The 15,129-nt window shown below is 54.7% G+C and carries 20 protein-coding genes and 5 tRNA genes; 19 read left to right on the top strand and 6 right to left on the bottom strand.

All coding sequences use genetic code 11. The features are described 5' to 3' along the window. Nucleotides 1–111: 111 nt before the first annotated feature. The 5 genes from JW799_RS02210 (at nucleotide 112) to JW799_RS02190 (ending at nucleotide 4,973) form a co-directional block, all read left to right on the top strand. Nucleotides 112–393, top strand: a complete 282-nt coding sequence (locus tag JW799_RS02210) for a CopG family ribbon-helix-helix protein (protein WP_080836268.1) — start codon at nucleotides 112–114, stop codon at nucleotides 391–393. Nucleotides 394–397: 4 nt separating this feature from the next. After that, entirely contained in the window at nucleotides 398–748 is a 351-nt protein-coding gene (locus tag JW799_RS02205; protein WP_080836270.1) for a type II toxin-antitoxin system PemK/MazF family toxin, read from the top strand. 135 nt (nucleotides 749–883) lie between these two features. Next, nucleotides 884–2,032, top strand: a complete 1,149-nt coding sequence (locus JW799_RS02200) for a YhgE/Pip domain-containing protein (RefSeq protein ID WP_080836271.1) — start codon at nucleotides 884–886, stop codon at nucleotides 2,030–2,032. Between the two features lie 75 nt (nucleotides 2,033–2,107). Further along, nucleotides 2,108–2,716, top strand: coding sequence for a TetR/AcrR family transcriptional regulator (locus JW799_RS02195; RefSeq protein ID WP_080836273.1), 609 nt, complete (start codon nucleotides 2,108–2,110; stop codon nucleotides 2,714–2,716). A gap of 67 nt (nucleotides 2,717–2,783) precedes the next feature. Next, a complete protein-coding gene (locus tag JW799_RS02190) occupies nucleotides 2,784–4,973 on the top strand; it encodes a Tex family protein (protein ID WP_080836275.1) in 2,190 nt (729 codons plus the stop codon). A 176-nt stretch (nucleotides 4,974–5,149) separates the two neighbouring features. Here JW799_RS02190 and cmpA read toward each other — a convergent pair whose 3' ends face one another. Further along, a complete protein-coding gene (cmpA, locus tag JW799_RS02185; RefSeq protein ID WP_139787221.1) occupies nucleotides 5,150–5,293 on the bottom strand; it encodes a cortex morphogenetic protein CmpA in 144 nt (47 codons plus the stop codon). Nucleotides 5,294–5,455: 162 nt separating this feature from the next. Further along, a complete protein-coding gene (locus JW799_RS02180; protein ID WP_080836276.1) occupies nucleotides 5,456–5,812 on the bottom strand; it encodes a hydrolase/acyltransferase in 357 nt (118 codons plus the stop codon). Between the two features lie 147 nt (nucleotides 5,813–5,959). Here JW799_RS02180 and JW799_RS02175 point away from each other — a divergent pair, with 147 nt between their 5' ends. The 3 genes from JW799_RS02175 (at nucleotide 5,960) to JW799_RS02165 (ending at nucleotide 6,680) form a co-directional block, all read left to right on the top strand. Further along, nucleotides 5,960–6,463 carry a SprT family protein gene (locus JW799_RS02175; RefSeq protein ID WP_205428537.1) on the top strand — a complete coding sequence of 168 codons (504 nt, stop codon included), beginning with the start codon at nucleotides 5,960–5,962 and terminating at the stop codon, nucleotides 6,461–6,463. 49 nt (nucleotides 6,464–6,512) lie between these two features. Beyond that, nucleotides 6,513–6,588: transfer RNA gene (locus JW799_RS02170), tRNA-Asn, on the top strand. A 3-nt stretch (nucleotides 6,589–6,591) separates the two neighbouring features. After that, nucleotides 6,592–6,680, top strand: a tRNA-Ser gene (locus JW799_RS02165). 403 nt (nucleotides 6,681–7,083) lie between these two features. On the opposite strand, the gene corA is transcribed toward JW799_RS02165, so the two are convergent. Then, nucleotides 7,084–8,025, bottom strand: coding sequence for a magnesium/cobalt transporter CorA (corA, locus tag JW799_RS02160; protein WP_080836280.1), 942 nt, complete (start codon nucleotides 8,023–8,025; stop codon nucleotides 7,084–7,086). A 146-nt stretch (nucleotides 8,026–8,171) separates the two neighbouring features. Here corA and JW799_RS02155 point away from each other — a divergent pair. The 3 genes from JW799_RS02155 (at nucleotide 8,172) to JW799_RS02145 (ending at nucleotide 8,470) form a co-directional block, all read left to right on the top strand. Continuing rightward, nucleotides 8,172–8,246, top strand: a tRNA-Glu gene (locus JW799_RS02155). 3 nt (nucleotides 8,247–8,249) lie between these two features. Beyond that, nucleotides 8,250–8,325 (top strand) — tRNA-Lys (locus JW799_RS02150). A gap of 60 nt (nucleotides 8,326–8,385) precedes the next feature. Continuing rightward, nucleotides 8,386–8,470: transfer RNA gene (locus JW799_RS02145), tRNA-OTHER, on the top strand. A gap of 53 nt (nucleotides 8,471–8,523) precedes the next feature. Here the strand turns inward: JW799_RS02145 and JW799_RS02140 are convergent. The 3 genes from JW799_RS02140 to JW799_RS02130 all read right to left on the bottom strand — a co-directional run bounded on the left by JW799_RS02140 (nucleotide 8,524) and on the right by JW799_RS02130 (nucleotide 10,750). Further along, nucleotides 8,524–9,807: a tyrosine-type recombinase/integrase gene (locus JW799_RS02140; protein WP_205428536.1), complete on the bottom strand. Its 1,284-nt coding sequence runs from the start codon at nucleotides 9,805–9,807 to the stop codon at nucleotides 8,524–8,526. 81 nt (nucleotides 9,808–9,888) lie between these two features. Beyond that, on the bottom strand, nucleotides 9,889–10,299 hold the full coding sequence (locus tag JW799_RS02135) for an ImmA/IrrE family metallo-endopeptidase (protein WP_205428535.1): 411 nt from the start codon (nucleotides 10,297–10,299) through the stop codon (nucleotides 9,889–9,891). A gap of 19 nt (nucleotides 10,300–10,318) precedes the next feature. Continuing rightward, a complete protein-coding gene (locus tag JW799_RS02130) occupies nucleotides 10,319–10,750 on the bottom strand; it encodes a helix-turn-helix domain-containing protein (protein WP_205428534.1) in 432 nt (143 codons plus the stop codon). A 69-nt stretch (nucleotides 10,751–10,819) separates the two neighbouring features. On the opposite strand from JW799_RS02130, the gene JW799_RS02125 reads away from it, so the two are divergent. From JW799_RS02125 to JW799_RS02090, 8 genes are all read left to right on the top strand, one after another. Next, nucleotides 10,820–11,074, top strand: coding sequence for a helix-turn-helix transcriptional regulator (locus tag JW799_RS02125; protein ID WP_338026206.1), 255 nt, complete (start codon nucleotides 10,820–10,822; stop codon nucleotides 11,072–11,074). 126 nt (nucleotides 11,075–11,200) lie between these two features. Continuing rightward, the gene (locus tag JW799_RS02120; RefSeq protein WP_205428532.1) at nucleotides 11,201–11,518 is read left to right on the top strand and encodes a helix-turn-helix domain-containing protein; all 318 of its coding nucleotides are present in this window, start codon (nucleotides 11,201–11,203) and stop codon (nucleotides 11,516–11,518) included. Then, nucleotides 11,515–11,766 carry a DUF7667 family protein gene (locus JW799_RS02115; RefSeq protein ID WP_205428531.1) on the top strand — a complete coding sequence of 84 codons (252 nt, stop codon included), beginning with the start codon at nucleotides 11,515–11,517 and terminating at the stop codon, nucleotides 11,764–11,766. Before JW799_RS02120 ends, JW799_RS02115 begins: the two co-directional genes overlap by 4 nt. Before the next feature lie 48 nt (nucleotides 11,767–11,814). Further along, on the top strand, nucleotides 11,815–12,576 hold the full coding sequence (locus JW799_RS02110) for a sigma-70 family RNA polymerase sigma factor (RefSeq protein ID WP_205428529.1): 762 nt from the start codon (nucleotides 11,815–11,817) through the stop codon (nucleotides 12,574–12,576). Nucleotides 12,577–12,765: 189 nt separating this feature from the next. Next, a complete protein-coding gene (locus JW799_RS02105; protein ID WP_205432787.1) occupies nucleotides 12,766–13,014 on the top strand; it encodes an AbrB/MazE/SpoVT family DNA-binding domain-containing protein in 249 nt (82 codons plus the stop codon). Between the two features lie 16 nt (nucleotides 13,015–13,030). Next, entirely contained in the window at nucleotides 13,031–14,023 is a 993-nt protein-coding gene (locus JW799_RS02100) for a sigma-70 family RNA polymerase sigma factor (protein ID WP_205428526.1), read from the top strand. 160 nt (nucleotides 14,024–14,183) lie between these two features. After that, nucleotides 14,184–14,702 carry a hypothetical protein gene (locus tag JW799_RS02095; protein WP_205428524.1) on the top strand — a complete coding sequence of 173 codons (519 nt, stop codon included), beginning with the start codon at nucleotides 14,184–14,186 and terminating at the stop codon, nucleotides 14,700–14,702. A gap of 14 nt (nucleotides 14,703–14,716) precedes the next feature. Beyond that, a complete protein-coding gene (locus tag JW799_RS02090) occupies nucleotides 14,717–15,121 on the top strand; it encodes a hypothetical protein (protein WP_205428521.1) in 405 nt (134 codons plus the stop codon). Nucleotides 15,122–15,129 lie beyond the last annotated feature (8 nt).

Here is a 15,129-nt window from a genome sequence, read left to right as displayed (position 1 = left end):
CGCGCCGGAAAGCGAATGATACAATGTTGGCTTCGACCCGTATATTTCTTACCTGGGACCGACATACTGGAAATTATTGAGGGCTGGAAAATCTTTGGAGGTGCTTGTTCGGTGGCCAATGCGCATAATACGAAGAGAATCATGATCAGTTTGCCGGATCATCTTCTAAGAGAAGTGGACTTTGTGGTGGCAAAGGAAAATTCCAACCGCAGCGAAGTGATTCGGCAGGCGATGAAGCAATATCTGGTGGAGCGGAAGAAACGTTTGATTCGCGACTCCATGCAGCGCGGTTACCTGGAAATGGCCAAAATCAACCTGAACATAGCATCGGAAGCTTTCCAAGCGGAAGAAGACGCCGAAAGCACGCTCGAACGTCTCGTAAGCGGGGTGTAGCCCATTGATCGTCAAGCGCGGGGATGTATTCTATGCGGATTTGTCTCCGGTTGTCGGTTCGGAGCAGGGCGGCGTGCGCCCCGTGCTCGTCATTCAGAACGATATCGGCAACCGTTTCAGTCCGACCGTAATCGTAGCGGCCATCACGGCCCAAATCCAGAAGGCGAAGCTCCCGACGCATGTCGAGATCGATTCGAAATTGCACGGTATGGAACGGGATTCCGTCGTTCTGCTTGAGCAGATCCGCACGATCGACAAGCAGCGGCTCACCGATAAAATTACGCACTTGGACGAAGAAATGATGCGCAAAGTGGACGACGCCCTGCAAATCAGCGTCGGACTGATCGATTTTTAAACCAGGCGGCAACCGGAGAAAGCGGTTATCGCCTTGTTTTTTCACGGCAAAGGTTGACAGGCGGGCTGTTTGTGCCGTATGTTAAACAAGCGATTAAAACAAGTGATTAGAACTAGAGAGACAGGTGGAGGAGAAATGAAAACGATAAAGCTATTTATGAAACGGCCGACAACGTGGGTTGGCATCGCGACCGCCCTTATGTTTCAGTTGATTTTTTCGATCGTCTGGATGACGGGATACGAAGGCGTAACCGACCGGATGGACCGGCTGCATGTCGGCATCGTCAACGAAGACGCGTTAATGGGAGACGCCGTTTCGCAATTGCGGGCCGGGTTGCCGGTTCAGACCGAACTGCTCGAAAGCATGGACGCGGCGATGGATCGCCTGGACAAGCGCGAGCTGCAAATGATCGTCCGTATCCCGGCGACGTTTTCCGCCGACGCGGCGGCAGCGGACCGGCAGGCGGAAATCGAATACGTGGTCAACGAATCCAATCCCGCCCTGATCAAAAGCATGATGACTTCGATTTCCGCGCAGGTGACGGCCCAAGCGAACAAGGCGGCCGTCGGGAAAGGCGTGGAGCAAATGCTTTTGCAGGCGCGGCAGCCGGCCGAGCAAGCTTCGGCGGCATCCGGCGCTTTGGCCGAGCGGGTCGTCGGAAACGTCCGGTCGGTCAATCCGGTTGCGGGCATGAACAACCAGATGGTGCCGATGATGATGGTGCTGGCGTCCTTTGTCGGCTCGATGATCATGAGCATGAACCTGGAGCAGTCGTCGATGGCGTTGGCCGCTTCCGCCGGACGCTGGCGGCGTTTCGGCGCCCGCTCCCTGTTGAACCTCGCGGCCGCGATCGTCGTGTCGCTGGTCGGGGCGGCGCTTATCCTGTCGCTCGGCGGCCAGGCGGAGCAAGGATTCTTCGCGTTATGGGGGCTGCTGTTCGTCATTTTGCTGTCGTTTTTGTTCGTTACCCAAATGTTCCTGCTTTTGTTCGGACCGGCGGGCATGCTGTTCAACATCCTGCTTCTGTCGATTCAGCTCGTCTCGTCCGGAGCGATGGTGCCGAGAGAGCTGCTGGGCGACTTCTATGTGGAGCTGGGCAAATTTTTGCCGGCGACCTATGCGGTGGAAAGCGGCATGGACGTGCTGTTCGGAGGCGCGGGAGCCGGTCGGGCGATCGGCATTCTGCTGCTGATCGCCGCGATCGGGGCCGGCGTCGGCGCCGGGGCCGTCGCGCTCAAGAAGGGGCGGATCCCCGCCCAAGCTCCGGTCGCGCCGCGCTCGTAATTTCGGGAGCGCTTGATTCCCGCACATGCTCTGGTTCATAATAGAGTTTAATCCTGATCGAAGCGGGAGGGACTCATGGATTCGGCGGAACAGGACGTAAAGCTGCGTTTGCTGCTTGCTGCCAAGAAGCTGTTCGCGCAGCAGGGCTTCGACCGGACGACAACCCGGCAAGTCGCCGAGGAGGCCGGAGCGAACGTTGCCTTGATTTCGTATTACTTTGGCGGCAAAGAGAAAATTTTCGAAGCGATCTTCGAGTTTTTTTTGCCGAAGGAATTGATTTTGGAGAGCCTGAACCGGTCGTTTCATCCGGTGGAAGGAATATGCTTCATCATCGAGCAGGTGACCCATTTCCGCTACCGAGAACCGGAGCTTATGCTCATCGTCCAGCAGGAGATTTCGCTCGGCACGCCGCGAAGGGAACTCGTTCGGAAGCATATGTTCCCGATTTGGGGCAAGCTGCGTGATTTGCTGGAGGAAGGGCGGCGGTGCGGGGTTTTTCGGTTCCGTTCGCTTGACCATGCGTTTCTGTCCGTTCTCGGCACGATTCTGTTTCACAAAAAGAGCGACTATTTCCAGCCGCTGATGACCGAAGCCCCGCAGTCGGCCCAGGAGCTTGTCGATCATTTGACCGACTACGTGTTGGGCGGACTTCATTTTAACGGAGACGGGGATACGCAACGATGACGATGACGCAGGCGCTTCCGGCCGGAAGCGCTTGTTTTTCGTATTTTTCAAGGAGGCCTGTTTGGAGATGAGCGAACTGACGAAAAGTCCGGAAAAAGGCGCGGAGGAGCGAATGATCGCCCTGATCGCCGGAGAGCTCGGGTTGAAGCCGGCTCAGGTGCGGACGGTGGCGGGATTGCTGGACGAAGGCAACACGATTCCGTTTATCGCCCGTTACCGCAAGGAAATGACCGGCGAGCTGGATGAAAACCAGCTGCGGGCGGTCGAGGAGCGCAGGGCGTATTTGAAGCAGCTCGAGGAACGCAAGGGCGAGGTGCTTCGGCTGATCGACGAGCAGGGAAAGCTTACGCCGGAGCTGCAAGCCGCGATCGCAAAAGCGGTCAAGCTGCAGGAGATCGAGGATTTGTACCGGCCGTACCGGCAAAAGCGCAAGACGCGGGCCAGCGTCGCCAAGGAGCGCGGGCTGGAGCCGCTGGCCCAATGGCTGCTTGCGCAGCACCGGCAGGGCGACGCGAAGGCGGAAGCGGCCCGCTACGTCGATGAAGAGAAGGGCGTCGCGACCCCGGAGGAAGCGCTTCAGGGCGCGATGGACATTATCGCCGAAGGCATCGCCGACGACGCGGACATCCGCAAATGGGTGCGCCGGTTCACCTGGGACCACGGGGTGCTGCACAGCAAGGCCAAGGACGCGGAGGCGGAATCGGTATACGAGATGTACTATCGATATTCGGAGCCGGTCAAGCGGCTGCCGCCGCACCGCGTGCTCGCGATGAATCGCGGAGAGCGCGAGTCGGTGCTGGCCATTTCCGTCGAGGTGCCCGCCGAGCGCGTCGTGGCGGAGCTGGAGCGCCGCGTCGTGCGGGGGCCGTCCGTCTCCCGGGACTATCTGGCCGCGGCCGCGGAAGACGCCTACAAGCGGCTCGTCGCGCCTTCCATCGAGCGGGAGCTGCGCGGCGAGCTGACGGAAAAGGCGGAAGAGCACGCGATCGGCATCTTTTCCGAAAATCTGCGCAATCTGCTGCTCCAGGCGCCGGTCAAAGGGCGGGTCGTCCTGGGCGTCGACCCCGCATACCGGACGGGCTGCAAGCTCGCGGTCGTCGACGATACGGGCAAGCTGCTGGAAGTCGCGGTGGCGTACCCGACGCCTCCCCACAACAAGAAGGCGGAGGCCGAGGCGCTGTTCCGCAGGCTGATCAAGCAATACGGGGTGAACTTGATCGTCATCGGAAACGGGACCGCCTCGCGGGAGACGGAGCAATTCGTCGTTTCGGTCATGAAGGGGATGCCGGAGCAGGGGCTGCAATACTTGATCGTCAGCGAGGCGGGGGCGAGCGTGTACTCGGCGTCCAAGCTCGCGCAGGACGAATTCCCGGATCTCGACGTGGCGGAGAGAAGCGCCGTCTCGATCGCCCGCAGGCTGCAGGATCCGCTCGCCGAGCTGGTCAAGATCGAGCCGAAGGCGATCGGCGTCGGCCAGTACCAGCACGACGTGACGCAGAAGCGGCTGGAGCAAAGTCTCGGCAGCGTCGTCGAATCCGCGGTCAACCACGTGGGCGTGGACGTCAACACGGCTTCGCCGTCGCTGCTCGCCTACGTGTCCGGCATCAACGCGACTCTCGCCAAAAACATCGTCAAGGTTCGGGAAGAGAAGGGCAAGTTCGCAAACCGCGCCGAGCTTCAGAAAGTGCCGCGCCTGGGCGCCAAAACGTATGAGCAGTGCGTCGGCTTTCTGCGAATCATGGACGGCGCCAACCCGCTCGACCGGACGCCGATCCACCCCGAGTCGTATCCCGTCGTGGACCGGCTGCTTGCGATGATGGAATCCCCGCCGTCCGCGATCGGCTCGGAGGAACTGCGCGCCAAGCTGCAGCGGCTCGATCTGGCGGATATGGCGCGGCGCCTCGAAGTCGGGGCGCCGACGCTGAAAGACATCGTGGACAGCCTGCTGCGGCCGGGGCGGGACCCGCGGGACGAGCTGCCGCCGCCGATCTTCCACACCGACGTTCTCGACATCGAGGATTTGCGGCCGGGCATGCAGCTGCAGGGAACGGTGCGGAACGTCGTCGATTTCGGGGCGTTCGTCGATATCGGCATCAAAAACGACGGGCTCGTCCATATTTCCCAGATCAGCAACCGCTTCGTCAAGCACCCGACCGAGGTTGTCGCCGTAGGCGATACGGTCACCGTCTGGGTGCTCGGCGTCGACCTGAAAAAGGGGAGGGTCAGCTTGACGATGAAAGGACCGCTGGACGGTTAGGAGAGCGGGAACTTCGCTCACTCGGGTTCTCCCGACAACGGTCAAAAGGCCGCCCGCATCCCGCGAGTTATCGCTCAAGGGATGCGGGCGGCCTTTATCGTCGGGGCCCGCGCCGGGCGGCGGACCTTGCAGCTGCTAGGCTTCCGAGCGGGTTCCGTTCGCAGAAGACGCTACGCTCAGTGCTGGGAACGCGTGGCCGTCGTCTGTTGCGACGGCGTTTGCCGCTGGTAGAAAAACCAGCAGTCGTTCAGCATTTTAATTTGCCTGCGGTCCTTTTTCAGGTACGCTCGCATGAGCTGATTGCACAGCCATTGCGGCATCGCTGCCGACCTCCTCCCGTCATGCTGTGTTAATAGCATATGGGAGCGGGGCAAATGTCGTGCAGGTCCGATGCGGCGAGCCGGGCGAAACGGGTCGCAAGGCAGAGGCTCGGGGCTGCCGGCAACGGGCTGCCGGCTTCGGGGGCGCTTAAGCCGCTTTCATCAAAGCAGCTCTTCCTCCTCGTACCATTGCTCGAGTTGAGCCTGAAGGGCGCGAATTTCGGTCAGCAGCGAAACGAGCGGGTACGCCGATTCGCGAATCGCGGCGAACGTTCGCTCCAATTCGTCGATATAGCGCAAGCCGCTTACGGGGGCCGTTTGTTCGTCCAGCAGCTCGAGACCGGAGCATTCGGCCACGGCTGCGGGCAGCTCGGGAACGTTGTCGGCGGTCAGCTTGGACAGCTCCTTGTGCAACCGCAAATTCAATGCGCTCAATTGATAGGCGTGAGAAGCCGGCATCTCGACAAAAAGCAGGCTCCCGTCTTTCCGCTGCAGCAGGACGTAGGACATCTTGGACATGGCGTTTGCGGTTCTCCCCTCGGGCAATTTCTACTTGACAGTGTAGCCCAAGAAGAGGCTACAATTCAAGTAGTTTGGGCAGCACGGGCGGGTCGCGACGCGCCTCGATCGCGCGGGCCCGAGACGTTACGGAAACGAGGAGAACGCATGACCGACGCGGAACTGCAGGCTTGGGTGGAGAGCGTGTCGCTAAGCGCGTTCGGGCTTCCCTTCAAGCATAAAGCGACATTTAACGGGAGGCTGCGGACAACCGGCGGACGTTACTTTTTGAAAAGCCATAACATCGAGATCAGCCCCCGCCAGCTCGCGGTGCACGGAAGCGAGGAAACCGAACGCATCATCAAGCATGAGCTTTGCCATTACCATTTGCATTTGGCGGGGCGGGGATACCGGCATCGGGATCCGGAATTTAAAGCGCTGCTCGCCAAAGTCGGCGCGACGCTATATTGCAAAACGCTGCCGGGGGCGCGAAGAACCCTGCCGATCAAATATTTGCTTGTTTGCCGTTCGTGCGGCATGACCTATCCGCGCAAGCGCAAAACCGACCCGCGCAAATACGCGTGCGGGCGGTGCCGGGGGATGCTGAAGCTGGTGGAAGCCGAGCAAAAAAATTCATTCGAAAAACCGCTTGACTTCCTCCTCGAACCATGATAAATTAATTCATGTCGCTTCGAGAGCTTCGCTCTAAATCAAATCATATTCCCTGATAGCTCAGTCGGTAGAGCACTCGACTGTTAATCGAGTTGTCACAGGTTCGAGTCCTGTTCGGGGAGCCATACGGAGAGGTACCCAAGAGGCCGAAGGGGGCGCTTTGCTAAAGCGTTAGGGTGTAACAGCCGCGAGGGTTCGAATCCCTCTCTCTCCGCCATCGTAATTTTGATTGGCGACACGTACATAAAGGTCTGGCCGGATGTCCGGTCGGGCTTTTTTTTCGTTTTGCGAAGGAGAGCGCCATGAAGCCTGTGTTGGATTTTATCCAACGGACGGAGCTAAAAACGGGGGGAAGCGGAGCTAGAGTGGATTTTATCCAACGAGAAACGGCCATTTCGGCTGAAAAGGGCGAAAGCGGTCTCGCTCGATTGGACAAAATCCAACGGAGCCAGCGAACTTTGCGTTAAAGCCGTTTTTTGATTGGACAAAATCCAACGAAGCCCCGCCGAGCCTCGAATGCCCTCGCCAGATGTCCCAAGCCCTCGCCGCCTGCACCTTACCGCAGCCTGCGCTCGCCTCGCAGTTCAACCCCCGTCTAAACCGTTTTACTTGCCGGCGGCTTAAAGCCACTTTTTCTTTTTGTAATAAAACCACAGCGAACCTGCAATAATGATCATGATGACGAGCAGCAGCGGATACGCGTAAGGCCAGTCCAACTCCGGCATATACCGGAAGTTCATCCCGTACAGCCCGACGACGAACGTAAGCGGCAAAAAAATCGAGCTGACGATCGTGAGCGTTTTGATGATTTCGTTCATCCGGTCGGATTTCATATTCACCTGCAAATCGAGCAGCCCGGTCAGCGAATCCCGGAACGAATCGATGGAGTCGAGCACCTGCGAAATATGATCGTGGATGTCGGTAAAATAAACGTCCGCCTCCTTGCGGCTGTAGGGGAAACGCTGATGGCTGAGCTCGCCGATCGCGTTTCTTTCGTCGAAAAGGATGCGTCTTAACGTGTGCAGCCGGCGCTTTAACCGGAATACCTCGCCCGAGATTTTGACATGGGGATTGACGATGATGGCCTGCTCGTATTTTTCGATCTTATCGTCGATCTTGTCCGATACGATGATGTAATCGTCCACGCACTTGTCGAGCAGCCGGTACAGGATGGCGCCGCTGAATTCCATGTGCCTCAGTTCGTTCCGTTTAAAATCGGCCGCGGCTTCCGCGATCGAGTCCACCTCGTCGGCGCAGACGGTAATGACGTAGTTAGGACCGATGACGTGTTCCATCTCGACAAGGGACAAATCGCGACGGATATGAAAAAAGGTAAGCAGCAGGTGATTTTCGTACCGATCGAGCTTCGGACGCTGGTTTTTGGCGACGCAATCCTCGACGAGCAGCGGGTGGCAGCGGAAAACGTCGGTCAATATCCGTTCCGTTTCCCCGTGCGCTTTTCCGATCAGCGGGATCCATGCCACCTCGCCTTCTTCCGGCATGCGTATCTGCGTCTCCCGGGCGGATTGGGACCGGGTATCGTATAAGATCATCTTCGCCATTTCGACCCCTCCTTTTGACATCAGGTAGCATATTAATAACCAAAAAAAAGTTTGGCTAAAAGGCTTGCTATCCACGCGGGATTCGGATATAATCATTTTTGTCGTCTGAAAGGGCTGCTGGTAAGCGGACGCTTCGAGTGATATCCGGCCCGTTGGTCAAGGGGTTAAGACACCTCCCTTTCACGGAGGTAACAGGGGTTCGAATCCCCTACGGGTCACCATGCGAGCCATTAGCTCAGTTGGTAGAGCACCTGACTTTTAATCAGGGTGTCGAAGGTTCGAGTCCTTCATGGCTCACCAGTTCGATATGATTCGAATCGCGGAAGGCATGCGCTTCGGACGACAACAACTTTATAACGTGCGGTCGTGGTGGAACTGGCAGACACACTATCTTGAGGGGTAGCGCCCACAAAGCGTGCGGGTTCGAATCCCGCCGACCGCACCATACTTAAATCGATGAAATCCCTTGATACATAAGGGATTTTTATTTTTGTCATTTTACTGGAGCGGAAGGGAAGAGTGCTCCTCAGAGGCCGTTGGGGACGAATTGGGGACAAAGTTCGTATCCTCTTGGGTGGCCAGCGGATTGAATTTGTCGAACTTACTGGCGGCGACGCGGCTCACTTTTTTGGTTACGTGCGCATACAATCCCGTAGTCGTGGAATGCTGAGTATGGCGAAGACGTTGTTGAATGACCTTCATGTCCGTTTCATTTTCCAGCAAGACTGTTGCCGTCGTGTGGCGTAAGCCGTGCAGATTTACGTATTTCAGCCCGTGCTTCTCACAAAAATCCCGCCATTTCTTCGTGGGGTGCGTAAAATAAAATGGTTTCCCGAATCCAGCGTGGAAAACAAATTCATTGTCTTCGCCTTTCCACTTGTCGCCGACTTCTTCACGCTCTTTTTCCCAAATCGCTCGATACGCTCTAAGTTCGTTCATGTACCACTCAGGCATATCGACAATGGCTTTCGAGCCTTCCGTCTTCGGGCCGCTAACGTGAGCGATGCCTTTACGCATGATTGAAATGCTTACTGCAACCCGAATAGCATTCTGATCTAAGAGCACATCGGGCCATTGTAAAGCGGTCAGCTCTCCGCGCCTAAATCCTCCGACAATGGCGCCCACAAAATATAAACGCCACTTTAGCGGCAGGTGACTATAAATTTTGTTGATCACATTTTGGGTCTCATCCTCGTCGTAAAATCTCTCAGCCCCTTGATTTTCACTCGGTTTCTGTACGCCGTTCATCGGGTTTTCTTTTATGAGCCCCCATTCAGCCGCGCGGCTAAATACGTTCTTGGCTACCCTATGGATGTAACGGACTGTCCCGGGAGATAGTGGTTTTTCCTTGCCGTCTTTACGGCTTCCGGCTTTTTTGATATCGCTCATCATGTTAACGAGCTTCATTGTGTTGATGGTTTGAATTTCAAAGTGTCCGATTCGAGGCAGGATATGATTTTTCAGATGACCGCAATATATTTCGTACGAGCTCGGTGACAAATTATCCTCGTCCTGGGCGTATTTCGGTTTCCATTCGTTCTCAACGAATTCTGAAAATGTCATCTTCTGCGGTTTGAGATACTCTCCCGACTCAATTTCCCGCTTAAAATCAGCGAGTTGCTCGTCCAGGTAATCTTTGAGCTTCTTCGTCGTTTTGAGAAGAGCCTTGTCCTCAACGGTAATGGTTTTGCGTCGACGATCGCGAGAGCCATCCGGTAACGTGCCGACATCGACGGTCAGCCGCCAACTTGCTTCTCCGCGTTTCTCGATGCTTCCTTTCATTGGTGCAAAAACCTCCTCTATGGAACATATGTTCGATATAAAGATATATTTAAACAGCCTTACGGCTGGAAAACGCGAAGGTTAGTAAAAAATATGGAACATCTCGTGAATGCCGCAACGAATCAAAAATTGCGACTTTGTTTCTCCAGGTTCCGGTTCATTTTCGCCGGCCAACAGATGGACGGCAAATCGATTTGCCTGGCGTTCGATCTTGTCCACCGATAAAAGTGTGTTGCTGCGCAAAAACGGTGTATTGATGCCGGGATGCAAAACATGATGACCCAGCTCATGCGCAGCTGCGAAAAGGGCGTCATCAGGATCCAAACGACTGTTGATATGAATGCACGGAATGCGATTCGTTAGCGTGTAGTAGCCCCATGTATGTTTGCCAAGATCTTCGACCAGAACCACTATATTTCTCTGCGCTGCAATTTCAATAGGTGAGTTGGTTCCGTGGGTCTCCATCAGCTCTCGTGCTTTTATTCTCACCATGTTGTAGACGCCCCCGGAGTTAATTTCTATATTTCTTCGGAGTAAACTTCTTTTTGGCCATCTCCCTCGACATACGTAATGTGTTCTCCAGAGAGATGCGGAGCAGTTCCCGATCCTCTTCGTCCATAGGCTCGCCCATGAACGCTAAAGCAGAATCGGATTCAAGCTCGTTCATCATGGCTTCGAGTTTTCTGGCGATATCTTTATCGTCTTTGTCTGTAAGCGAGTAATACGGTTTACCATGAGGATCGTTCGAACGCCCCAGGAGATAGTCTGTTGTGGTACCAAGTATATTGGCAATCTTGTCCAAAGTTTCGGATGTAGGGATTGTTCTGCCGTTCTCGATATGGCCGACATTCGAACGTCCCATCCCCAAATGCCTGCCTATGTCGTCTTGCGTTAACCCCCGTTCTTTACGCAGTTTTTTGATCCTCGAACCGAGCGATTCCACAAAAATACCTCCCACTTCGAAAAAAAAGGGTACTTAAAATACTTGACGGTACTTTGAGTACCATTTATAATGGGAAACAGCACACAACGAATAGAGGTGATTCCCATTATAATGAGTGCTCATAAAAGAACTGAGTTGATCGCTGCCAGGGTCGCTAAAGGGTTGTCCAGACCAGAGTTAGCAACCTTAGTTGGGGTAAGCTTTGAGCACATCAAAAGCCTGGAATACGGTAGGGTTAATCCGAGTACCCCGTTAATGTTCAAACTGTGTAAGGAATTAAATTCAACTCCCGAACAGTTATTTGAGGACATTGTAGGTACTTAGGTGTATTCATGCTACCCAAAAATTAGTATAGCCTCCAATAATGGTACTGTCAATACCCATCGTTTGTGATTTATTTTTTTTGCTCTTAACGGTACTTAAAATACCGAATTGAAGGGAGCGCAAGAAATGACGGTTGAACAAACCTTTGCGGCCTTCGTCGAACAATTGCGCGAACAATTAAAGGCCGAGCTAATGAATGAGCTTCGCGCAGAGCTTCACACCGTTCCAGATCGAACCTTATCGTTTGCCGAGGCCTGCGATCACCTGAACATGTCGGACTACACGCTTCGACGGTTATGCCGCGAAAAAAGGATTCCTCACCGGGTTTACGGATCGGAAGGTTCGAAGAATCCGCGGTATCTGTTCAGCAGTCGGCGACTGGATCAATGGATTCGGGATCAGGAAGAAGCCAACTACCTTCCCAGGGGGGCTCAAACCTCATGATCGCTATCCACGCCGTCCACCGTCGCCTGGCTGAGATCGTTTACATGTCGACGGATCGCACGGGTAACACGATCATCGGCCCGGCTGAGCTCAAGCTGCTGATCCCGCTGCTCCGGCAAAACCTCGAGCTCGTCCGGCGCATGGATGAGCTGCAAAATCTGGCCTTTCAGGCGCATCTGGCCAAAGACGACGGCTGGTTGCAGGACATTTGCCGGCAAATCGACGCGCTGGAAGCAATGTGTTTATGAGCGTGCGTGAGGTGCAAAGACGATTTTGAGAGGAGGTGAACAGGAACAATGAACGCACAAATTCAACCTGAAGATTATCTTTCTTTGGTCCATCATGTCGCAAAGCGTTATGCGGGCGCAGCCAAAGCGAGAGGCGAGGATTACGACGATATCGTTTCGGCTGGCTATATCGGACTCATGCTGGCCATTCATAAATTCGATCCGGGTCGTGGGCTGGCATTCACAACATACGCCGTCCCCACGATTAATGGCCAGATCCTTCGCCATCTTCGAGATACCGGTCAGCGTATTCAGATTCCGAGGCCAACTCGAGATATTTGGTTCAAGATTAAGCGTTCCATCCTCGAAGAAGCTCCGATCGAAGAAGTTGTACGGAAGCTTGGGTACAGCCGGGATCGAATCGAAAAGGCGCTGCAAGCCGGAGAGGTAACGGTTTTGTCACTGGATTGCCCCATTTCGTACGACGGTCCCGACAACTTTCATGAGCAAATCCCCGATGATGCGGATTTTTCCGGAGCGTGGGTCGAGGAATTTCTTAATAGGCTGACGTATCAGCAACGCCGGGCTGTTAAGTACCGGATGCGGGGCGAATCGCAAACCATCATCGCCGGGCGTCTTGGTGTGACGCAAGTACAGGTAAGCCGGATCCTGACCCGCGTCGGCAAATTACTGACGGAATACCTGCGAGAGGAGGTGAAACACGGTGCAGCACGTCCTGATCGTGCCCCAGCTGCGGGCGGAATCGGTAATCGAGCCCGACCCGGAAATCGTCCGGTTGGACAAACTCCGCAAGTATTACACGCATTTTAACGTTTTTATCCGCTACAAAATTACGTTCCGGGAGTTCGTTGAAAAGGTCGATGCCGGAACCTGGAATCCGTACTTGGCATGAAAAACGACCCTTACTCGGGGTAGGAGCCGAGACGGGGCCGCGCTTCAAAAAAAATCGTATTCGACACCGCCAGTATAACACGATCGGCGGAAAAATGGGAGGGCTTCATTTTGAAAGCTACTGGTATTGTTCGTAAAATCGACGAGCTTGGCCGGATTGTCATTCCGATGGAGCTGCGTCGCACGCTGGGCATCGAAGAAAAGGATTCGCTGGAAATTTTCGTCGACGGCGAAAAAATCGTAATCCGCAAATACCAACCCGGCTGCATCCATTGCGGCAGTGTGACCAATCTCCGCACGTTCCGCGACAAGCTGATCTGTCAGGCCTGCGTAGGCGAGATCGCGGAGAGCCGATAAGCCCAAAAACCTAGCCATGAGCGAAAGGGACTTCAATCCCCATCTCGGCCATAAGGATGACGTCGTTAAGCAACATATGAGGCTCGTTCACGCGATCGCTCAAAAATTCCGCTGGGCACAAGCGGCTCACATCGACATGGATGACCTGATCAGCGAGGGAAGCATTGGATTACTAATGGCTTTCGATCGGTATGACGGCCGCGCCAAGTTCGAAGCTTACGCGGCCCCGTGGATACGTGGACAGATCCTAGACTTCATCCAACGCCGACGGACATCCGTTCGCGTGCCGCGTTCCGTTTACCGATTAATTGGCAAAATACTGCGCAATCATTTGGAAGAATGCAAGCCGTCGTTAATTGCCAGCCGGTTGTCCTGTAGCGAGGTTGAAGCGGCCCGTGCATTAAAGTGTTGGCGCGAAAATTGTGCCGTTTCCTTTGAGCAGCCGGTTGGCATTGAAGATGTTACGATCGGCGAGTTGATCGGGCAGACTCAAGACATGTCCGACTTGACCGTAAAAGAATTTCTTTCACAACTTCCGGCGGTCGAACGGACTTTTGTACAGGCTCGAATAGCAGGGGAACGAAAAGAACGGCCGATCCTTTTAAAGTTGATTCAGGATAAACTGGCAACTTATCTTGGGTTGAACGAAAGCGAGGTACATTCTATGAGCCTCGAGCTCACTCAGGAAAAATACATTGAGTTGAAGAAACGCGGAATGTCTGACGAGGTCATTTGCAAGGAGTACGACCTTGGGAGTTCAACGCTTGGACGCATGAAAAAGAAATGGGGCGTATCGGCGCAACGATTCCGGCCGGAAAAGAAAAAGACGAAACCGACACCAGCAAAGACTATGCCCGCTGCAGTTCAACCTGAAGATCAGGAGGATTGGAAAGCCAAATATCTAGAACTCTGGGCCAAAAAAAGCTCCGAGTTTGATCTCGAACAGAAGGTCATCCGCTTGGAGCAGGAAAATCGATTGCTGAAAGAAACGTTGAAATTTTATCTGTGAGGAGGGCAATCGGTGAAAGTTTTAAAGGCAGAGATCATCACGCTCAAACCAGATTGTCAAATTTGCGGGCAGCGTATGGAGGCGAAGTTCCTCCGTCGTTGGAGTGGTCGCCGGGTATGCCCGGTCTGTATCGACGACCTGACGAGAGAGGAGGATTTCGATGTCCAGTATCGAGAGGGTGGCCGAGTCGGAGCCGCGCAATCTTGAAGCGGAGTTGGCCGAAAGCGCGCGGCAAAAGCTCGTTTTGCTCGAAGCGCTAGAAATGTATGCGAATGGCTGGATTGATTCCCGGGACAATGGCGCCGCTGCCAGAATGGCGATCAAAGCTGCGAGGCGCCGTCCCCCGGCGGCCAAGGCTGAACATAACGAGATCGAAGAGACTCGCGACCTCGAAGCCGACCTCGCGATCTGCGAGGCGGCGACGCCGGGGCCGTGGGAATCGCAAGAACATGCCATGGCATCTCAAGTGGCCCATGCCGGTGTTGCCTTTCCGAACTGGATTTGCCAGTTGTGGTACAAGGACGAGGAAACGATGGAGAACCACATTAATAACTGTCGGTTCATCGCCACCGCCCGCCAAGGCTGGCCGTACGCCATCCGGCGCGCGCTGGCCGCCGAGGCCGAAGTCGATCGGCTCCGTGCGGAGCTTGAAAAATATCATACTGGTCCCTGGGACTAAGGAAGGGTTAATCGATGCACTTAAAAGAAGTGGCCGACAAGCTGGTTAGGAGGCTGAAATCGGAGGGATTCGCGGTTCAGCGATATGACGCCTTTTCCACGTCCAGCGTTTACCTCAAACTCGATTTCGGCGTTTGTAACAGCGTCCGGATCAGCGATCACGAAGGAAAAAGGCACCTGAATTATCGATACAACCTGATCCGAGGCTGCCAGAAGGCACATTCCACGATTACGCCGGAAGGTTGGAAGCGGCATTTCTTTCCGATAAGCGAGGTCGATGCGCTGATCGATCAAATTCAAGCCGACCGATACAAAAAGCTTCAAATATATGGAACGAAAGGCTATCAGGCCTTGATGGAACATAACCGCGAAAAACATCAGAACGACAATGGATTTTGGCGGAACAGCCAGATTGTTTGAATGCGGAG

This window comes from Cohnella algarum, assembly GCF_016937515.1.
Lineage (GTDB): Bacteria > Bacillota > Bacilli > Paenibacillales > Paenibacillaceae > Cohnella > Cohnella algarum.
Note: the sequence above shows the minus strand (reverse complement) of the source record. Positions and strands in the feature narration are given on the sequence as shown.